At 64.2% G+C, this 18,758-nt stretch carries 17 protein-coding genes and 1 tRNA gene; 13 read left to right on the forward strand and 5 right to left on the reverse strand.

Features of this window, described 5'->3' with window-relative positions:
* Nucleotides 1–26 precede the first annotated feature (26 nt).
* From RIU96_RS03135 to RIU96_RS03145, 3 genes are all read right to left on the reverse strand, one after another.
* Entirely contained in the window at nt 27–1,013 is a 987-nt protein-coding gene (locus RIU96_RS03135) for a BRCT domain-containing protein (RefSeq protein WP_144690790.1), read from the reverse strand.
* Nucleotides 1,014–1,017: 4 nt separating this feature from the next.
* Nucleotides 1,018–2,856 carry a 2-isopropylmalate synthase gene (gene leuA, locus RIU96_RS03140; protein ID WP_259790247.1) on the reverse strand — a complete coding sequence of 613 codons (1,839 nt, stop codon included), beginning with the start codon at nt 2,854–2,856 and terminating at the stop codon, nt 1,018–1,020.
* Between the two features lie 412 nt (nt 2,857–3,268).
* Nucleotides 3,269–4,126 carry a DMT family transporter gene (locus RIU96_RS03145; protein WP_259790250.1) on the reverse strand — a complete coding sequence of 286 codons (858 nt, stop codon included), beginning with the start codon at nt 4,124–4,126 and terminating at the stop codon, nt 3,269–3,271.
* Between the two features lie 85 nt (nt 4,127–4,211).
* Here RIU96_RS03145 and RIU96_RS03150 point away from each other — a divergent pair, with 85 nt between their 5' ends.
* The 3 genes from RIU96_RS03150 to RIU96_RS03160 all read left to right on the forward strand — a co-directional run bounded on the left by RIU96_RS03150 (nt 4,212) and on the right by RIU96_RS03160 (nt 7,117).
* Entirely contained in the window at nt 4,212–5,477 is a 1,266-nt protein-coding gene (locus tag RIU96_RS03150) for an aspartate kinase (RefSeq protein WP_144740789.1), read from the forward strand.
* Nucleotides 5,478–5,524: 47 nt separating this feature from the next.
* Complete coding sequence (locus tag RIU96_RS03155; RefSeq protein WP_311205106.1) at nt 5,525–6,568, forward strand: aspartate-semialdehyde dehydrogenase; 1,044 nt, start codon at nt 5,525–5,527, stop codon at nt 6,566–6,568.
* Between the two features lie 66 nt (nt 6,569–6,634).
* Nucleotides 6,635–7,117 (forward strand): hypothetical protein, encoded by a 483-nt coding sequence (locus tag RIU96_RS03160; RefSeq protein ID WP_311205107.1) that lies wholly within the window; start codon nt 6,635–6,637, stop codon nt 7,115–7,117.
* Here RIU96_RS03160 and RIU96_RS03165 read toward each other — a convergent pair.
* Nucleotides 7,114–7,662: an RNA polymerase sigma factor gene (locus RIU96_RS03165; protein ID WP_311205108.1), complete on the reverse strand. Its 549-nt coding sequence runs from the start codon at nt 7,660–7,662 to the stop codon at nt 7,114–7,116. The genes RIU96_RS03160 and RIU96_RS03165 overlap by 4 nt on opposite strands.
* A gap of 161 nt (nt 7,663–7,823) precedes the next feature.
* On the opposite strand from RIU96_RS03165, the gene RIU96_RS03170 reads away from it, so the two are divergent.
* The 10 genes from RIU96_RS03170 to RIU96_RS03215 all read left to right on the forward strand — a co-directional run bounded on the left by RIU96_RS03170 (nt 7,824) and on the right by RIU96_RS03215 (nt 18,655).
* Nucleotides 7,824–9,419: a catalase gene (locus tag RIU96_RS03170; RefSeq protein WP_311205109.1), complete on the forward strand. Its 1,596-nt coding sequence runs from the start codon at nt 7,824–7,826 to the stop codon at nt 9,417–9,419.
* Nucleotides 9,420–9,729: 310 nt separating this feature from the next.
* Complete coding sequence (locus RIU96_RS03175; protein ID WP_144779475.1) at nt 9,730–12,594, forward strand: DUF4040 family protein; 2,865 nt, start codon at nt 9,730–9,732, stop codon at nt 12,592–12,594.
* Nucleotides 12,591–13,013 carry a sodium:proton antiporter gene (locus RIU96_RS03180; RefSeq protein WP_144740775.1) on the forward strand — a complete coding sequence of 141 codons (423 nt, stop codon included), beginning with the start codon at nt 12,591–12,593 and terminating at the stop codon, nt 13,011–13,013. The genes RIU96_RS03175 and RIU96_RS03180 overlap by 4 nt, the downstream gene beginning before the upstream one ends.
* Complete coding sequence (locus RIU96_RS03185) at nt 13,010–14,521, forward strand: monovalent cation/H+ antiporter subunit D family protein (RefSeq protein WP_144779473.1); 1,512 nt, start codon at nt 13,010–13,012, stop codon at nt 14,519–14,521. The genes RIU96_RS03180 and RIU96_RS03185 overlap by 4 nt, the downstream gene beginning before the upstream one ends.
* Nucleotides 14,518–14,898, forward strand: a complete 381-nt coding sequence (locus tag RIU96_RS03190; RefSeq protein WP_144317527.1) for a Na+/H+ antiporter subunit E — start codon at nt 14,518–14,520, stop codon at nt 14,896–14,898. Before RIU96_RS03185 ends, RIU96_RS03190 begins: the two co-directional genes overlap by 4 nt.
* On the forward strand, nt 14,895–15,152 hold the full coding sequence (locus tag RIU96_RS03195) for an MrpF/PhaF family protein (protein WP_144317526.1): 258 nt from the start codon (nt 14,895–14,897) through the stop codon (nt 15,150–15,152). Before RIU96_RS03190 ends, RIU96_RS03195 begins: the two co-directional genes overlap by 4 nt.
* Entirely contained in the window at nt 15,152–15,532 is a 381-nt protein-coding gene (locus tag RIU96_RS03200) for a cation:proton antiporter (protein ID WP_144740769.1), read from the forward strand. The genes RIU96_RS03195 and RIU96_RS03200 overlap by 1 nt, the downstream gene beginning before the upstream one ends.
* 58 nt (nt 15,533–15,590) lie before the next feature.
* A complete protein-coding gene (locus RIU96_RS03205; protein ID WP_144740766.1) occupies nt 15,591–16,976 on the forward strand; it encodes a hypothetical protein in 1,386 nt (461 codons plus the stop codon).
* A 71-nt stretch (nt 16,977–17,047) separates the two neighbouring features.
* On the forward strand, nt 17,048–18,004 hold the full coding sequence (locus RIU96_RS03210) for a bile acid:sodium symporter family protein (RefSeq protein WP_311205110.1): 957 nt from the start codon (nt 17,048–17,050) through the stop codon (nt 18,002–18,004).
* Between the two features lie 234 nt (nt 18,005–18,238).
* Entirely contained in the window at nt 18,239–18,655 is a 417-nt protein-coding gene (locus RIU96_RS03215) for a hypothetical protein (protein ID WP_144317522.1), read from the forward strand.
* Here RIU96_RS03215 and RIU96_RS03220 read toward each other — a convergent pair.
* Nucleotides 18,634–18,710, reverse strand: a tRNA-Pro gene (locus RIU96_RS03220). The genes RIU96_RS03215 and RIU96_RS03220 overlap by 22 nt on opposite strands.
* Nucleotides 18,711–18,758 lie beyond the last annotated feature (48 nt).

Here is an 18,758-nt window from a genome sequence, read left to right on the forward strand (position 1 = left end):
GCGCTCCACCCTACGCCTAACGGCGGTTAACCCAGGCGCGCCACGGCGCGTTCAAACTCCTCGACCGAGAGCACCGGGATGCCCTTGCGGTCCGCGTGCATCGCTTTGCCGAGCAGCGGCGTGCCCGTGGCCTTGGCGTCCGAGACCACGAGCGAGGTCTGGCGCGAGAGCTTCTCCACGTAGCTCAGGCCGTGGTCGAGGGCAGCCGAGATAATCTCGTCCGGGTTTGCCGCGACGTCGTCGGTGACAACGATCTCCATGCCCTCTTTTAGCCCACCGGACGCGGTGTACGGGCCCGGATTCTCGGCGGTTGCTGTGTCGTTTTCGGCATCCACGCGCACGATCGAGCGCTGCAGCCCGAAGCGGTCGGCCACGAGGTCGTCCGGCACGACCTGCGCCAGCTCACCGCTTTCGCGCAGCGCGAAGAACAGGTCCTTGATCAGCAGCGTCTGCTCGCGAGAGGTATCTTCCTCCGGGCGCAGTGCGCGCTCCACCGAGGCCGCAGGGTCCTCGGCGCTCAAACCGATCAGCCGCGCCACAGCGGCGGGGCGGATATCGAGCGGGATTTCGCCTTGACGACGCGCACTCGCCAGCGTGTCCACAATCGCGGTCGGGCGCGGCACATGCCCGACGCGCTGGCGGCGCCTGCCGCCGCGCTTCGCGCGCGACCGGTTCGCCCGGGCGGCGGCGGTCATCGCGCGCCGGGCCTCGGAGACGATGAACCCCCACGCCAGGGGGGCGTCGTGAAGCACGAGCGTTCGGTCGTCGATAAGGCGATCCAGCGTCTTTAGATGCCGCGAGAAGCGCGGTGCCTGGGCGAAGTCGCTCGGCTCAAGGCCGTGGTTGTGACGCGGGCCGGGGTCGGAGCCGGTGTTCAGCACCGAATGGAACTCCTCGCCGATCGCGCCGTCGGCGTCGAAGGTGACGGCGTCGATCGTGAGCAGCCGGCCGGTCGAGGGGTGAATGCCCGTGGTGACCACACTCACCGCCACGAACGGGAAATTGTCCGGCACGGGTTTACACCCCGCCGGTCGGCGCGGAGGTCAGGCCGCGGTTGACCGCCGACACCATCGCCTTGAGCGACGCCCGCGTGGTCGAGCCGGCGATACCCACGCCCCACACGGTCGCACCGTTGACCTCGGCGCGGATGTAGCAGGCGGCGTCGGCGTCGTCACCCGCCGAGCGCGAACGCTGCGTGTAATCCTGGACCTCGAAGTCAATGCCAATGGCTTCCAGCGCCTGCGCAAACGCAGCGACGGGGCCGTTGCCGGAGCCGCGCAGCGAGTGGTTTTCGCCATTAAAGGCCACCTCGACCTCGATGGAAGAGTCCTCGTCCTCGTTAACCGCGCCGGTGACCTCGTAGCTGACCAAGTCCAGCGGCGAATCCAGGTCCAGGTAGGTCGCGGCGAAGATGTCCCACATGTTCTTGGAGTTGACCTCGCCGCCCTCGGTGTCAGTGATGGCCTGCACCACCGCGGAGAACTCCGGCTGCATCGGCTTGGGCATGTTGATGCCGTGGTCCGTCTTCATGATGTAGGCCACCCCGCCCTTGCCGGACTGGGAGTTGACGCGGATCACGGCCTCGTAGGTGCGGCCGACGTCCTTGGGGTCGATCGGCAGGTAGGGCACCTCCCACACGGTCTCGCGCAGCTCCTCCCAGCGCACGTCGGTGGACGACGCCCCGGGGCGTACCTTCTGGGCCAGCGCGTCGAGGCCCTTGTTCACCGCGTCCTGGTGCGAGCCGGAGAACGCAGTGAACACCAGGTCGCCGCCGTAGGGGTGGCGCTCGGGAACGCGCAGCTGGTTGCAGTACTCCACGATCTCGCGGATGCGGTTGATGTCGGAGAAGTCGATCTGCGGGTCAACGCCCTGGGTGAGCATGTTCAGGCCCAGGGTGACCAAGTCGACGTTGCCGGTGCGCTCGCCGTTGCCGAACAGGCAGCCCTCGATGCGGTCCGCGCCGGCGAGGTAGCCCAGCTCGGCGGCAGCCACGCCCTCGCCGCGGTCGTTGTGGGGGTGCAGCGACAAGATGATGGAGTCGCGCTTGGCCAGGTTTCGGTGCATCCACTCGATGGAGTCGGCGTAGACGTTCGGGGTGATCATCTCCACCGTGGACGGCAGGTTGATGATCATCGGGTTGTCCGGGGTCGCGCCCATGATGTCGACCACCGCGTCGCACACCTCAAGCGCGAAGTCCAGCTCGGTGCCGGTGTAGGACTCCGGCGAGTACTCCCAGCGCCAGTGGGTGTCGGGGTAGTCGGCGGCGATGGTCTTGATCAGCTCGGCGGCGTCGGTGGCGAGCTTCTTGATCGCCGCGCGATCCTTGCGGAACACCACCTCGCGCTGCAGCTTGGAGGTGGAGTTGTAGAAGTGCACGATGACGTTCTTGGCGCCCGCGCAGGCCTCGAAGGTGCGGCGGATCAGGTGCTCGCGCGCCTGCACGAGGACCTGGATGGTCACGTCCTCGGGGATCATGTCCTGCTCGATGATCTCTCGCACGAAGTCGAAGTCCGTCTGCGACGCCGAGGGGAAGCCGACCTCGATCTCCTTGTAGCCCATCTGTACGAGCAGGTTGAACATCCGGCGCTTGCGCTCGGGGCTCATCGGGTCTATCAGCGCCTGGTTGCCGTCGCGCAGGTCCACGGCGCACCACTGCGGCGCGGAGGTGATTTTCTTATCCGGCCAGGTGCGATCCGGCAGGATGATGTCCTCTACCTCTTGCGCAAACGACAGGTAGCGCGATACTGGCATGAGGGAACCACGCTGCTTGTTCCACGCGGGCTGTCCCTCGCGGCGGGGACCAGACGGGGTGCGGATGTCGTTCGGGGCGCTAAATTGCGGGTTCAGGGGGCTCATGGTGGGTCTCAAATCCTCGTTCTCGGGTGGGTTCTTCCACGGCCGGCAACGACAATCTCCGCGGCGGGGTGCCGGCCGTGCTAAATCGTGGTGGCCTGATTCCCGCCGCGGCATAGAAGGAGAAGAGCCTTCGCCGATGACATGGGCCACATCTTACACCTTTCGTGCAGTCAGGTCACCTCTATGGCGGGGCGCTCAGATTATCTGATCTAAAGGTGCTGGTGGTCGGATGTCGGGAGGGGTTAACTGGACGGTGCTCTATGGGGCCGCTAGCAGAGTGAAGTGTGGCTGGTGTGGGGCTGGTTTCGTTGAGGTGTAGCTGCTAGACCTCAACGCGCAAGGACGCTCTAAATCACAAAGCCACACACGCCTTTAAAGACGACGTGAGAAAACCGTCACACCGTGTCCATCCTTACGCCACCGGTTTGCGCGCCAACATGCCGGTCGCCACGAGCATGCCGCCTATCGACGCCCCCATGACCAGCCACCCGAAGACCGACTCAACCTGCAAGTATTCGCCCAGGATAGACAGGCCGAGGAAGAGTGCGATGAGCGGCTCCACGATCTTCATGGCGGGCAGGGAACGCGAAAGCACCCCTGCGCCGAAGGCGTACTGCTGCACCACAGTGCCAAACAGGGAGGAAACAACCATCGCCCAGAACTGCCACGTGGAAAGCATCGCGGGCAGGCCGCCAGCGGCGAACGCGTCGACCGCCACCTTGGAAAACACCGCGAGGTAGCCGAAGACGGCGCCGCAGACGATGCCGTAGAGGAGGGCCTGGGCGGCGGGGGAGCGTCGATAAGCAAGGGCGAAAATGATCGCGCACGCAACCGCCCCGACGCCGATGACCGTCGCCCACTCCCAGTCGGGCGCGGAGCGCGCACCCGGCAGCGGGCGGCCGAGGATGACCACGACACCAACGCACGCGGTGAGCACGAAGGCCCAGAGCGTCTCGGCAGGTTCCATCCGTCGGTGTTCGACGCGCGCGGCGAGAACCAGCGTAAACATCAGCGACAGGACCAGGATCGGCTGCACCACCAGCAGTGACCCGAAGGCCAGCGCGAGCGCCTGAAGGGCGTAAGCAACGAAAGCGAGCAGTATCGACAGCCACCACTGCGGGCGGCGCATCGCGCTCAATGGAGTGCTGTTGGCCTCGGTGCGGCTGAGCCCCGCCCGCAAGATGTGGTGGCGCCACACCGTGCCCACCGCAATCGTCACCGCGGACAGAAGCGCGAACGAGATGGCGAGGGCGTTGTTGTGCACGGGCATCCACAGTAGAGGGCAAATGGCACGATGGGTATTATCGGTATGCGCATTTTAAAAAACCGCGAACCGGAAGGTGACTGAAGAAGGCATGGCTCTGATTGTGCAGAAGTACGGGGGGTCCTCCCTCGAAAGTGCCGAGCGCATTCGCGCCGTCGCCGAGCGCGTCGTGGCCACCCGCAACGCGGGCAACGACGTCGTGGTCGTCTGCTCCGCAATGGGTGACACCACCGACGAGCTGCTGGATTTGGCCAGCCAGGTCAACCCCACGCCGCCGCTGCGCGAGATGGACATGCTGCTCACCGCCGGCGAGCGCATCTCCAACTCCCTTGTCGCCATGGCGGTCGCGGCCCACGGCGTGGACGTGCAGTCGTTCACCGGCTCGCAGGCGGGCGTGATCACCACCGAGCGCCACGGCAACGCCCGCATCATCGAGGTCACCCCGGGCCGCGTCCAGGAGGCGGTGCAGCAGGGCAAGATCGCGATCGTCGCCGGGTTCCAGGGGGTCAACCGCGACACCCGCGACATCACGACGCTGGGCCGCGGCGGCTCCGACACCACCGCCGTGGCGCTCGCCGCGGCGATGGGCGCGGACGAGTGCGAGATCTACTCCGATGTCGACGGCGTCTACACCGCCGACCCGCGCATCGTGCCCGACGCCCGCAAGCTGGATCAGCTCTGCTTCGAGGAGATGCTCGAGCTCGCGGCGAGTGGCTCGAAGATCTTGGTCCTGCGCAGCGTCGAGTACGCCCGCGCCTTCAACGTGCCCCTGCGGGTACGCTCGTCTTACAGCAACGACACCGGCACGCTGGTTGCCGGAGCATTGGAGGATATCCCCGTGGAAGAAGCAGTCCTGTCCGGTGTGGCCACCGACAACTCCGAGGCGAAGATAACTATCCTCGGCATCCCGGACACCCCCGGCGAGGCGGCCAAGGTGTTCCGCGCGCTCGCGGACGCCGAGATCAACATCGACATGGTGCTGCAGAACATCTCCTCGGCCGAAGACAACAAGACCGACATCACGTTCACGCTCCCGCTTGCCGACGGCCAACGCGGTGTCGAACTGCTGCGCGCTCTCGCGTCCGCCGAGGGGTGGGACGAGGTCAGCTACAACGACAACATCGGCAAGGTGTCCCTCGTCGGTGCCGGCATGAAGTCCCACCCGGGCGTTACCGCCGACTTCACCGAGGCGCTGCGCGACGCGGGCATCAACATTGAAATGATCACCACCTCCGAAATCCGCATCACCGCCGTGGTGCGCCAGGAGGACCTGCCCGAGGCCGCGCGTGCGCTGCACACCAAGTTCGAGCTTGGCGGCGACGAGCCCGCCGTGGTGTACGCCGGCACGGGCCGCTAAGACTTCGCTCAGACCTCACAGCCAAGCAGGAAGGGGTTGTTAAACCCATGACCACCATCGCAGTAGTAGGTGCCACCGGCCAGGTGGGCCGCGTGATGCGCGAGATCTTGATCGAGCGCAAGTTTCCCGCCGACAAGGTGCGGTTTTTCGCTTCCCCGCGCTCCGCTGGCAAGCGTCTGGACTTCGGCGGCGCTGACATTGAGGTCGAGGACCTCACGCAGATTACGCCCGAGTCCGTCGCCGACGTCGACGTTGCCCTGTTTTCCGCAGGTGGCTCGACCTCCAAGCAGTACGCGCCCGTCTTCGCGGCTGCCGGGGCAACCGTGGTGGACAACTCGTCTGCGTGGCGCAAGGACGACGAGGTGCCGCTGATCGTCTCCGAGGTCAACCCGGACGCGGCGGCGCAGGTGAAGAAGGGCATCATCGCCAACCCGAACTGCACGACGATGGCCGCGATGCCCGTGGCGAAGGCCCTGCACGACGCCGCCGGGCTGCGCAGCCTGCGCGTCGCGTCGTACCAGGCGGTGTCGGGCTCGGGACTGGCGGGTGTCGATACGCTGGCGCATCAGGTTGAGCAAATCGGCGAACGAGCCCCCGAACTGACCCGCGACGGATCGCTCATGCAGCCAGAAGATCTGGGGCCCTACGTCGCACCAATCGCATACAATGTGCTGCCACTGGCTGGCAATCTGGTCGACGACGGCACCAACGAGACCGACGAGGAGCAAAAGCTGCGCAACGAGTCGCGCAAGATCCTCGGCATTCCGGATCTCAAGGTGTCGGGGACGTGCGTGCGCGTGCCCGTGTTCACAGGCCACACCATGGTTGTCCTCGCCGAGTTCGCCACCCCGATCACCCCGGATCAGGCGCGCGAGGTGCTGGCCGCGGCTCCGGGCGTGAAGCTAGTCGACGTCCCCACGCCTCTGGCCGCAGCGGGTATTGATGAGTCACTCGTCGGGCGCATCCGCCAGGATCAGGCGGTCGAGGGCAACCGTGGGCTGGTCTTCGTTGTTGCCGGCGACAACCTCCGCAAAGGCGCTGCCTTGAACACCATTCAGATCGCGGAGCTGCTGGTTTCCGCTACCGGATAGTTGCATTCCGGTAAAGAAATTCTGGTATCGCTTGATTAATAGAATGATGACGCGACAATAGGCAGCATGGCTCTACAGAATCGTCTGCGTCTCGGCGCCGGGGCAGTTGTCGCGGTCGTCACTCTGTCCTGCCCTGGTGCCGCCGGGGCTGGGGAGCCCGTTCAGACGACTGAAGTCGCCGTGGCCCAGGTCGTCGAAACCGATGCCGGCTACGAGATCACCATCGCTCCTGGCCAGACGCTGCCTCTGGAGCCAGAGGCGGAATCGATCGACGCCTACATCATCGAGGAGGGCGAGGAATCGACCCTGCCGGCGGGCTGGAGCGTTCTCACCAACTCTGACGGGCTGCGCATCACGGCACCGTCGACCGCCGCCGACGGCGAATTCGCCGTCGTCGAGGCCGTCCGCGCCGACGGAACGACAGAAGAGGTTCGCGTCGTCGTTGAGCGCGAAGAAGCGTTCCCGCAGCCCACACCTTCAAGCTCCGCCGACTCGTCGAGCTGGGTCAGTGGCCTGCTGGGCAAGGTTGCCACATTCTTCGGCTCCTAGGCGCCGTCGATGAGGTCGCGCCGAGCGCGTGCGACGCGTGAGCGGATCGTGCCGATGCGCACGCCCGCGATTCGGGCCGCCTCCTCGTAGGTGTAGCCCAAGACCTGGGTGAGCACGATAGCTTCCCGACGCTCGGCGGGCAGGGCGTCGAGAAGCGTGCGCGCGTCGATGACCTCGGACCAGGTGTTGGGGTTGTCCGGGCTGGGTTTTTGCGCCGCGACATCGTCGTACTGCGTGATTGACTTCCGCGGGCGCGCCAAGTCGTGGCGAATCGAATCGATCCACACCCGTCGCGCGAGCGTGAGCAGCCACGTGCGTGCCGACGAGCGCCCGGCGAACCTGGGCAGCGCTCCCAGCACGCGCAGGTACGTTTCCTGGGTCAGGTCGTCGGCCTGCTCGCGGCCCGCGAGGTGGGCCAGAAAGCGCCACACGTCGCCCTGCGTGGCCTCGATGAACTGAGTCAGCGCGCTTTTATCCCCCCGGCCGGCCCGCAGGGCCAGCTCGGTGACGGTATCGACAGGGTCGACAGAGTCCCGGCTGCTCACAGCAGAAAACCATACCAGCAGCAGATTCGGGCCCATGATTAGGCAAAACCGCACAGAATTCTGGTCTTCGTTGCCGAGGCGGTGGACCCGACGTACCATGGCTGTGGATATAGAAAGTCCGCTTTCAATAGCTTCACCCAAACGCTAGGAGGCCAATAACAATGGCAGAGCAATCAAAGGCAGAGGACATCGTCGCACGCGGCGAGCGCCCCGCCGGTAAAGGCAAGACCACCCGCCCGAGCGGCCAGCCGGTCGCGTCCGAGAACATCTCGATCACGGCCGGCCCGCAGGGCCCGAATGTCCTCAACGACATTCACCTGATTGAGAAGCTCGCGCACTTCAACCGCGAGAACGTTCCGGAGCGCATCCCCCACGCCAAGGGCCACGGAGCTTTCGGTGAGCTCCACATCACCGAGGACGTTTCCCAGTACACTAAGGCGAAGCTGTTCCAGCCGGGCACGGTCACTCCGATGGCTGCTCGCTTCTCCACCGTTGCCGGTGAAGCCGGCTCCCCGGACACCTGGCGCGACGTCCACGGCTTCGCGCTGCGTTTCTACACCGAGGACGGCAACTACGACATCGTGGGCAACAACACCCCGACGTTCTTCCTCCGCGACGGCATGAAGTTCGCCGACTTCATCCACTCCCAGAAGCGCCAGCCCCACACCGGCCTGCGCGACGACGAGATGCAGTGGGATTTTTGGTCCCGCACCCCGGAGTCCGCTCACCAGGTGACCTACCTGATGGGTGACCGCGGCACCCCGAAGACCTCCCGCCACCAGGACGGCTTCGGCTCCCACACCTTCCAGTGGGTCAACGAAGAGGGCAAGGCCGTGTGGATCAAGTACCACTTCAAGACCCGCCAGGGTTGGGAGACCTTCACCGACGAGGAGGCCACGGAGATGGCCGGCAAGAACGCCGACCACCACCGCCAGGACCTCTTCGACGCGATTGAGCGCGGCGACTACCCGATCTGGGACGTCAAGGTTCAGATCATGCCGTTCGAGGAGGCGGAGAACTACCGCTTCAACCCGTTCGACCTCACCAAGACCTGGTCCCAGAAGGACTACCCGCTGGTCGACGTGGGCTACTTCGTGCTCAACCGCAACCCGAAGAACTTCCACGCACAGATCGAGCAGATCGCGCTGGATCCGGGAAACCTGGTGCCGGGCGTCGGCCTGTCCCCGGACCGTATGCTGCAGGCACGCGCGTGGGCGTACGCGGACCAGCACCGCTACCGCATCGGCCCGAACTACAAGGACCTGCCGGTCAACCGCCCGATCAACGAGGTCAACACCTACGCGGAGCGCGGACCGATGGCGTACTTCTTCAACAACGAGGGTGAGCACAACTACACCCCGAACAACACGGAGAAGGGTGCAGGCTACCTGGACAACAACGAGGACTCCTCCTCGAACCACACCACCTACGGGCAGGCCAGCGACCTCTACGTCAACCCGGACCCGCACGGCACCGACCTGACGCGCGCGGCCTACGTCAAGCACGCCGAGGACGACGACTTCGGCCAGGCACGCACTCTCTACACCGAGGTGTTCGACGACGCTGAGCGCGAGCGTTTCGTGCACAACGTCTCCAACAAGATGCTTCCGATCCAGAACAAGGACATCGAGGAGCGCACCTTCGCTTACTGGGGCAACGTGGACAAGGACCTGGAGCAGAAGCTCCGCTCCGAGGTTGCACGCAAGCGCCAGGAGGCCGACAAGCAGGAGAAGGAAGAGCAGTCCTCCGTCTTCTAAACCGGTTTAGCTAAACGCCCGCCACCCTCACAACACGTAAGAAGGGGGGCGGGCTTTTTGCGGTGCAGCTGCTACGATGGCAGGGTGATCTTGCCCACATACCAGCGAAATGCCACCTCAGCATGGCCGGCTGCGCCTGGGACGAACGGGTACACGACATCGTGGGGTCCGCACCTTTCCGGACCCGGCCACGGCGCGGGTAGTGTATAGTCTGTCTATTCCTATCCAACTACCGATAGGCGCGGTGGTGTAGACGTGGCTTAGTCACAAGCTGCGGCTGCTATCTACCTCGGCGTCAAACGAGGCTCCTATGTTATTTCTCCTCCTCGCAGTACTCGGCGCAACCGTCGTCTCTGCGCCCTTTGTGGGGCGCATCCTCGGCAGGAACGCGGGCTGGCTACTCTCCTTGCCCCTACTGGGCGCGGCCGTTATCGGAGCTATGGGCTACGTCTCACCGAGCGCAGGCGACGTCCATTCCGAAACGGTCGCCTGGATCCCGTCGCTGAACGTGGATTTCGCGCTGCGCATCGACGGACTCTCGATAGTCTTTCTCATGCTGGTGCTGCTTATCGGCGCAGGCGTGCTCGCCTACTCAACCCGGTACCTGCATCAAAGCAAGCCATCTTTCTACCTCCTCATGTGCGGCTTCGCCGCGGCGATGAGCACACTCGTGCTCACCGACAACCTCGTGGTGTTCTACATCGCGTGGGAGATGACCACGCTCTGTTCCTTCTTCCTCATCGCCAACGGGGGAGAAAAGGGCTACGCGCCCGCGATCCGCACGCTGCTGGTCACAGTCGGCGGCGGTCTTCTCCTGCTCACCGCGACGGTGATCATGTGCATCACGACTGGCAGCACCCAACTCTCCGTCGTGCTCGCAGATGAGACGTGGACGCAGCGGCCCGGTCTGACCACGCTCGTCGCCCTGCTGGTGGCCGGTGCCGCGTTTACAAAATCAGCCCAGTTTCCCTTCCAAGCCTGGCTGCCCGACTCGATGGTCGCCATCGCCCCAGTCTCTGCCTACCTGCACGCCGCAGCCATGGTCAAGGCCGGGATCTACTTGATCCTGCGCTACTCGCCGATGTTCGCGGGGGTTGACGCGTGGCACATCGCCTTGGTCACGGCAGGCCTTATCACCTCGCTGTTCGGCGCGATGACGGCGGTGAAGCAATCGGACCTCAAAGCACTGCTGGCGTACTCGACCATGTCCCAGCTCGGCCTCCTGGTTGCGGTCGTGGGGATCGGTACGCAGGAAGCCCTTACCGCGGCCATCGTGCACACCATCGCCCATGCCGTGTTCAAGGCGGCGCTGTTCATGTCGATCGGCATTGTCGAGCACGAAACAGGAACACGCAACTTCCACGAGCTACGTAATCTGCGCGTGCGCATGCCGGTGACGCAGGCTATCGTGGTCATCTCCGCCACTTCGATGGCGGGTCTGCCTCCGTTGGCCGGTTTCGTGTCCAAGGAAATGCTCCTCGCCGCAGGGCTCTCCGCGCCCCACAAGGAGGCGCTGGTGACCCTGGTTACCGGTGGGATCGTGGTTACCTCTATCTTCACCTTCGCCTACTCCTACCTTTACGTGCTCGGTGTGTTGGGCGACCGGCGCAACCAACTATCCGGCACGACCAAGACGGTGGGGGAGGCGTCGCCACGCTTTTTTGCGGTGCCCGCGATCCTGGCGGCTGCGACGGTCGCGATTGGCATCTACCCGCAGATGCTCAATGACGCGGTTGCCGACGCCGTGCTCGCGACCACCGGCGAATTTGAGGACCCGCACCTCGCGCTCTGGCACGGGTTAAACCTGCCGCTCGCGCTCTCGGCGCTGGTTATCGCGTGCGGGGCGGTGCTTGCGTGGCAACGTAGGGCCGTCAGCGCTTTCCTCGACGACTTCCGCGCGCCGATCACCGGAGTCGAAGTAGTCGAATCCTTCCGTACTGGCACAATCGCGCTCGGCGAGCGTTTCACCGCGGCCACCGGAACCACATCCCAGCGTCGCCACCTCGCGGCCCCACTGTTGGGACTCGTCGTCATTGGTGTCGTGGGACTGTTTACGCTCGGCGGCGTCCCGGAGGTGGTCGGCGACCGCTACGACCCGGTGGATTGGATGTTGTTGTTCCTTGTCACCATCGGCACCGCCTCGGCGATGAAGGCACGTTCGCGCGTCACCGTGGCAATCGTCGTGGGCACTGTCGGTTTCGGGGTGACGCTGTGGTTTTACCAACTCGGTGCCGCCGATGTCGCAACGACGCAGCTCATGGTCGAAATCCTCACCGCCGTGGTCATCGTGATGATCCTGAACCGGTTGCCCGACCGTTTCCACCGCGAGAAGCGCTCCAACATCCTGTCCTCTGGTGTGCTCGCCATCGCTGTAGGAGTCTTCTCCACCCTCGGTGTTCTGGCACTGACAGGGCGGCGCGAAAAATCGGAGGCAGCGGAATGGTTTCTGCGCGAAGGGCCAATCGCTACCGGTGGCGACAACATCGTCAATGTCATCCTGGTGGAGTTCCGTGCCTTCGACACCCTCGGTGAGCTCACCGTGCTCGGCGTCGCCGGCATCACCGTGGCGGTCATGTTGCGCTCCCGCCCGCTTCAGCCACGGGGCAACGCACGGCTGAACAAGCTATCGCCAGTTTCGGACCCGGAGAACAACGTGGTCTTCCTGCGCGCGGCAGCGCGTGTGATCCTGCCGCTTATCGCGATCATCTCTGTGGTGCTGTTCTTCCGCGGTCACAACTCATCGGGTGGTGGATTCGTTGCCGCACTCGTCGGGGCAGGCGGGTTCGCGCTGCTCTACCTCATGGCGCCCACTGACCAGGCCGCCAAAGTGCGGTGGCCGTACATGACCCTCATCGGCGCTGGCATTACCATCGGCGCCGCCACCGGTCTGCTCGGCTACTTCGAGGGGTCCTACCTGACCCCGTTGCACGCCTACGTCTTCGGCATCCACCTGACCACCGCGCTCATCTTCGATCTCGGTGTCTACCTCGCCGTCCTCGGTGTCATCCTTGCAGCGATCAATCTCGCTGGCATTCCCGCAGATGACCCAGGGGAACCAAATGACGGGGTTCCCGAGGCCGGCCAGGGTGACGTCGGGCTCATCGTCGATGGAGAACAACTGCCGATACCCGCCGGCGCTCACCCCGCCGCAGAGGACGAAAGGACAAACGCATGATCCTCGCACTATCAGTGGGCATACTCATGGCGGGTGCCGTGTACCTCATGATGCGGCCCGACATGTTCCGCATCACCATCGGTTTCGTCATGCTCAGCCACGCCGCCAACCTGGTGTTCATGTCGGCGGGAGGTGTGTCGTGGCGGGGCGAGCCGTTCGGCGCACACGACGACACAACCGGTGCTGCCGACCCGCTGCCCCAGGCCTTTGTGCTCACCGCGATCGTCATTTCCTTTTCCATCACCATCGTCATGCTCATCTCATCCGTGATCGGCAAACCGGGTGACGCCACCCGAGCGGACGACGACGTCTCCCGCGAATCGCCCCGGCGCCCGGATGCGGACGATGTCGATGAGCTTTACCACGAGCTCGCGCCCGACGCCCGTGCGACACCCGAGGTAGGGGAGAAGACGCGATGATGTTTACCTACGACTTCGTGAGTACTTACCTGGCTCTCTTCGTCGCCATTCCCCTCATCTGTGCCGGAGTGCTGGTTATCGCTGCACGAGTGCAGTGGCTGCAGTACGTCGTCATGTTTGCCACGCTGGCGCTGAGCCTACTGGCCTCGGGTGGGTTAATCGCCGGCACCGCAGACGGCACCACCTACGCCAAGGGCACGGGAAGCTGGCCGTTCGGTATCGCGATCCCGTTCGCTGCCGACATGTTTTCCGCGCTCATGCTGACGACAACGGGCATCCTGGCGATCGTGTGCGCCTGGTTCGCGGTCGCGAGCGGGTACGCCCGAGAGCGTTACTTCGCCCCGCTTGTGCTGGTGCTCATGACGGGTGTCAACGGCGCGATCCTGACCGCGGATATCTTCAACTTCTTCGTTTTCCTCGAAGTGATGCTCTTGCCTTCCTACGGGTTGTACGTCTACACAATTCACCGCCGTGGCGGCAACATCATGGTTGGTGGAGTGCGGCTGTTCATTACCGCCAACCTGTTGGCATCAACCATGTTCCTCACCGGCGTGGCGCTAATTTACGGGACCGCGGGGTCGGTCAACCTCGCGCAGCTGAAAGGCGCGGCGGCGCAAGATCCGGCGGTGGCGATCGCGACGAGCGTGGTCATGCTTTCGATGCTGACCAAGGCTTCGGTTGTTCCGGTCCACTCCTGGCTGGCGCGCTCCTACCCGTACACTTCGCCGGCGGTGACCGCGCTGTTCTCGGGTTTGCACACCAAGGTTGCGGTGTACATCTTGTACCGCATCTACGCGGTGCTTTTCGACGGCGATGAGCGCTTCCTCTGGATCCTTGTCGCCCTCTTTTCCCTGACCATGCTGATCGGCGTGCTCGGCGCAGTGGGTGAGAAAGACGCCCGCTCCATTTTGACCTTCCACATGGTTTCCCAGCTCGGTTACATTCTGCTGGGACTGGCCATTTTCACTGAGATCGGGCTTGCGGCAGGCATCTTCTACCTGGTGCACCACATGCTTGTGAAGGCCTCGCTGTTCATGTCTACCGGCGCCATTGAGGTGAGGTACGGGACCGGCAAGATCGGAGCCTTGGCGGGGATGGCCCGGCGCGAGCCGTGGATGGGCGTTGCGTTTTTCGCGGCCGCCTTGTCCCTTGCGGGCATCCCGCCGTTCTCCGGTTTCGTGGCGAAGTTCTCGCTAATGCTCGCGGCGTACGAAAAGGGCGAGTTCTACGCCCTGGTAGTCATGGTTGTGGTGTCGCTGATCACGCTGTTGTCGATGCTCAAGATCTGGGACGGCATGTTCTGGGGGAGGGCAGAAAAGGCTGAGGTCGCGTCAGCTGACGACGGCCGAGCTCGTGTCGGATTCTGGCTGGGTGCCCCAGCCGTTATTCTCGCGGCGCTGACGCTGGCGATCGGACTGGGTGCGCAAGTCCTCATGGGATGGTCTGAAGTAGCGGCGCAGAATCTGTTGGACACTTCCGGTTACGTGAATGCGGTGATGAACGGATGAAAGATTTTCTAACGTGGCCGTTTAGGATCCTCGGGTTCTGGGCCTGGTACGCAAAAGAGTTTGCCGTGGCGAATGTTGCGGTGATTAAGGACGTGGTCACTGTCGGCAACGACGCGACGCCCTCGATCGTGCGGCTTGAGTGCTTAAGCTTCACGGAGGGGTTCTACACCCTGTTGGCGTCGCTGATCACGATCACACCCGGCACGCTTGTGGTGGGAGCCGGTGACAATACGAGCAAGGGAGTGCGCGTGATGTACGTTCATGCGTTGTACTACACCGACATGGACGAACTACGCGCGGACCTTCGCGAAATGGAGGAGCGCATGCTCAAGGGCCTGATGCTTCGGCCCAAGCTGAACAAGGAGGCCACGTTGTGATAGCGGTTGACATCGCGATCGTGATTTTCGGGTTGTGCGCCATGCCGGCCGGGTACCGGATGCTCGTCGGCCCGTCGCGGGCGGATCGGGCGACGGCAGCGGACTTGATGGTGTTCTTGCTCATCGGCATGGTTGCCTTGATCGGTTTCCGCAACAACTCCGGCTACACCCTAGATATCGTGCTGGTTGCGGCGCTCGTGGCGTTCTTGTCCACGGTGTCGTACGCTCGCGTGCTGCTACGGGGTGATCGCTGATGGACATCATGGACGTCATTGGTGATGTGTTGGTCATCTTCGGGGCACTCAACTTCGCGATTTGCGCCATGGGCTTGATCACGTTCCACGACTTCTATGCGCGCGTCTCCGCTGTGGGCACGGCGGCTGGGTTCGGGATCTCCTTCGTCGTTCTCGGCGTGTGGTTCAAGAATCCTTCGCTGGCGAGTTTTTTCGTCGCCCTGGTTGCGATTTTGTTGCTGTTGGGAACCTCCGCGCTGGGGTCGATGTTCATTGCGAGGTCCGCGGCGCTGCGGGGAACCCAGATGACGAATCCCGTGGCCGATGAACTTGGAGTGCTCACCCCGGAGCAGTTCGAAGCGCGCATGAACGGCCGAGGTGTCCCGGCGGAGGAGTCTTAACGGCCCCCAACGGTGCGCCTGATTCGTTTTCGCTGTTCGCGGCGTTATATTGCCTTGCATGAAATGGCGTCTTCTCGTGGCCCTGATTGTCCTGATTGCGGGGGCTTTTTTGCCGATGTCTCCGGTAAGCACGTGGTCGTCGGGCGATGAGGCGACGGGCGCGCCACAGGTTACCCCTGGCCCCGATGGGCTTGCCGACGCCCGCCGAGCCGCCGGTGAGGCTGCCGCGAATGCTAGCTTGTTGACCAGCGGCACCGGCCAGCTCAAAGACGGCGTCGTCACGCTCGACGAGGGCTCGACTGCGCTTATCGACGGCATCGCCGCCGCAAGCACGGGCGCCACGGAGCTCTCCAACGGGATGGTGGAACTGCAGGCGGGCACGGGTCAGCTTGCCGCAGGTGCGACGCGGGTGGCCGATAGCGTCGGTGGCGTGGTCGACCAGGTTGTCGGGTTCGAGGCGGTCCGCGGCCAGGTGCTGTCCACGATCGACTCAACGCTGGAGCGGATGAAAGACTCCAGGGACCCCGACGTCGTCCAGGCCCGAGAGGCGCTTGAAGGGTTGCGCGAACAGGCGCAGACCGCGCAGCTGCCGGCGGACGCGGTGTCGCAGCTCACCGAGCTGAAAAACGGCTCGCGCGAAGTGGCCAACCAGCTCTCAGTGCCTGGTTACGCCTACCACGACGGTGTGTACTCGGCGACCAACGGCGCCGCGGAGTTGGCGAGCGGGTTAAGCGAGCTCAACAACGGCGCCGCCCCGGCTCAAGAGGGCATCAAGCAGCTTCGCGACGGCTCCGAAAAGCTCGACGAAATGGCGGCAAAGACGTCGGACTCCATCGACAGCGTGCGCCGGGCGATTCCAGCCCCGGCACCCGCTACGGCGTCGGCAGGCCAGGCGGAGCAGGGTGCGCCGACCTCGGCGCTGGCGCCGTTGGCGGCGATGCTGATCGCCGCGCTGGTCACCATCGGTGGGCTGGCGCTCGCCGTCGCGGTAGCTTTCCTGCCGGGGCGGAAGTGGTGGGCCATCGCCGCGGGCACCGGTTTTCTCACGCTCATCGGTCTCGTTTTGGTTGTGGTCGTGGGCGTGTCCCTGTCCCCGCTCGCGGTTGCTACCGTGGCGCTTGCGCTTGCCGTGTCCACGCTTGCTGTGGCCGGTTTGAGCTGGATGCTGATGTCGGCCTTCGGGGCTAGGGCGGGACTGGGCAGCGCTGCCGTCCTCGCCGTGGCCCAGATCGGCATTGTTGGCTGGGTGTGGAAGTCTGCCGCGGCTGGGGCAGTGTCCTCCATCGCGGCCGCGGTGTCCAGCGCGATGCCAATGCACTGGCTCACGGCCGCGCTTTCAGCGGCCGGCAACGGGGGGTCCACCACCGCCCTGTGGGTCGGCATCGGCCTGAGTACGGTACTAGCGGCGCTGGGCCTGATCGGCCTGAACCGAACCAGGGCGTAAATTCCAGCCACGCTCCCCTTGAACGTGATATACGTTACATAACAATTTCGTGTATCTAAGGAGACGGTGGTGTGGACCAGAGCCCATTTATCGAAATCGGACTGCCGATCGCCCTTTTCGTCATCATGATCGGCATCGGGCTGAGCCTCACCAGCGCCGATTTCGTCGCCCACGCACGACGCCCGCGGGCGTCGATAGTTGGGCTCATCGGCCAGCTCACACTGCCGCCGCTGTTGGCGCTGGGTATCGCGTGGGCGTTCGGCCTCACCCCGCTGATGGCGCTCGGGGTCGTGCTCGTCGCTGCCGCGCCCGGCGGAGCAACGTCCAACCTCGCGACCTACCTGGCGCGCGGCTCCGTGGCACTGTCGATCATCCTCACCGTCGCCGCCTCGCTTGCCGCGATCATCACCCTGCCACTGTGGATGGACTTTGCCACCCGCATCATCCCCGGTGTCGAGAGCCTGGATGTGCGCATGCCGCTGGGCGAGACCTTCGCACTGCTCATCGGGGTGGTGCTCGCCCCGGTCGCGATCGGTATGGTCCTGCGCGCGAAGAGGCCGCAGCTGGCGGAGAAGATGGAGCGGTTCGTCGGCCTAGTGGGAATGATCGTCCTGGTACTGCTCATCGTGTTTATCGTCATCGATGTACGCGGCCAGATCGTGGAGCTGCTCATCGCGGTCGCACCCGTCGCCGCCGTGTTCAACCTCTGCCTGATCCTCATCGGTGGGCTCATCGGCTGGCTCGGCAGACTAGACGTCACAGACCAACTCGCGATCGCCATCGAATACAGCATCCGCAACACGACACTCGCCATGGTGCTGGCGTTTGCGGTGATGCAGAAACCGGAGGTTGGCGTCGTCTCTGCGGTGTACTCGATTGTCATGTACGTGACCATGTTCCTCGTCATCGCGGCGGGAAGGCGGATGGTGGCGCGAGACGTCGCGACGCAAGCCGCGCACAGCGATACAGTGGGCGGCGAGAGGAGCCTCGCGCATGGATCAGCAAAGACCGACGTCATACTGGGATAACCACCCCCGCTTCCAGGAGCAACCCGAGGTTGAGCCTGGGTAGGCGGAATCGCAGCGGAGCCCGACCGCCCACGAGACGATCGTGATGGCCTGTACGTTCTCAGGGTTCGGCCCGGCTTACAGCATTGACGACGACCGCGGCCAGCGTATCGGCGAGATTATGAGTTAATCAACTGCCGGTTCACCCCTGCTGAATACGCGATCACCGATGACGGCGGCGACTCGCTCACCCTGGTGCGCAGCGGCAGCAACTACAGCGTCACCGGCTGCGGCGGCACCGAGATCGCGACCGCGAGGCACGGGTTCTTCCGCCCCAAAATGGACGCGACGATTTCCGGTGCGCCGTGCAGCATTGAATTCTCCAATTCGCCGCTCACTGCGCGATTGACGCGTGGTACCCAACCCGCCGCCACCTTGCAGCGGCAGTGGGACGGGATGTTTCAAGAATTCGGACGCCCGCACAGGTACACCCCGAGCATTAAGCGCCACACCGGCGAACGGCCACGCGCCGCGATCCTCGGCATCGCCGTCGCGGTCGACATGATGGTCCTTGCCGCGCAGCAAGCCGGCTCAACGAAAAAAAGATCCGCACTGATGGCAAAAGGTGCCTTTTTCAGTGCGGATGCGGTTGGTCGGGATAACAGGATTTGAACCTGCGACCTCTTCGTCCCGAACGAAGCGCGCTACCAAGCTGCGCCATATCCCGGTGTACGTCAAGTACTCGGGATACTTTACTCGAGTGCCAACTTAGAGC

Source organism: Corynebacterium sp. Z-1 (genome assembly GCF_031844665.1).
GTDB lineage: Bacteria > Actinomycetota > Actinomycetes > Mycobacteriales > Mycobacteriaceae > Corynebacterium > Corynebacterium sanguinis.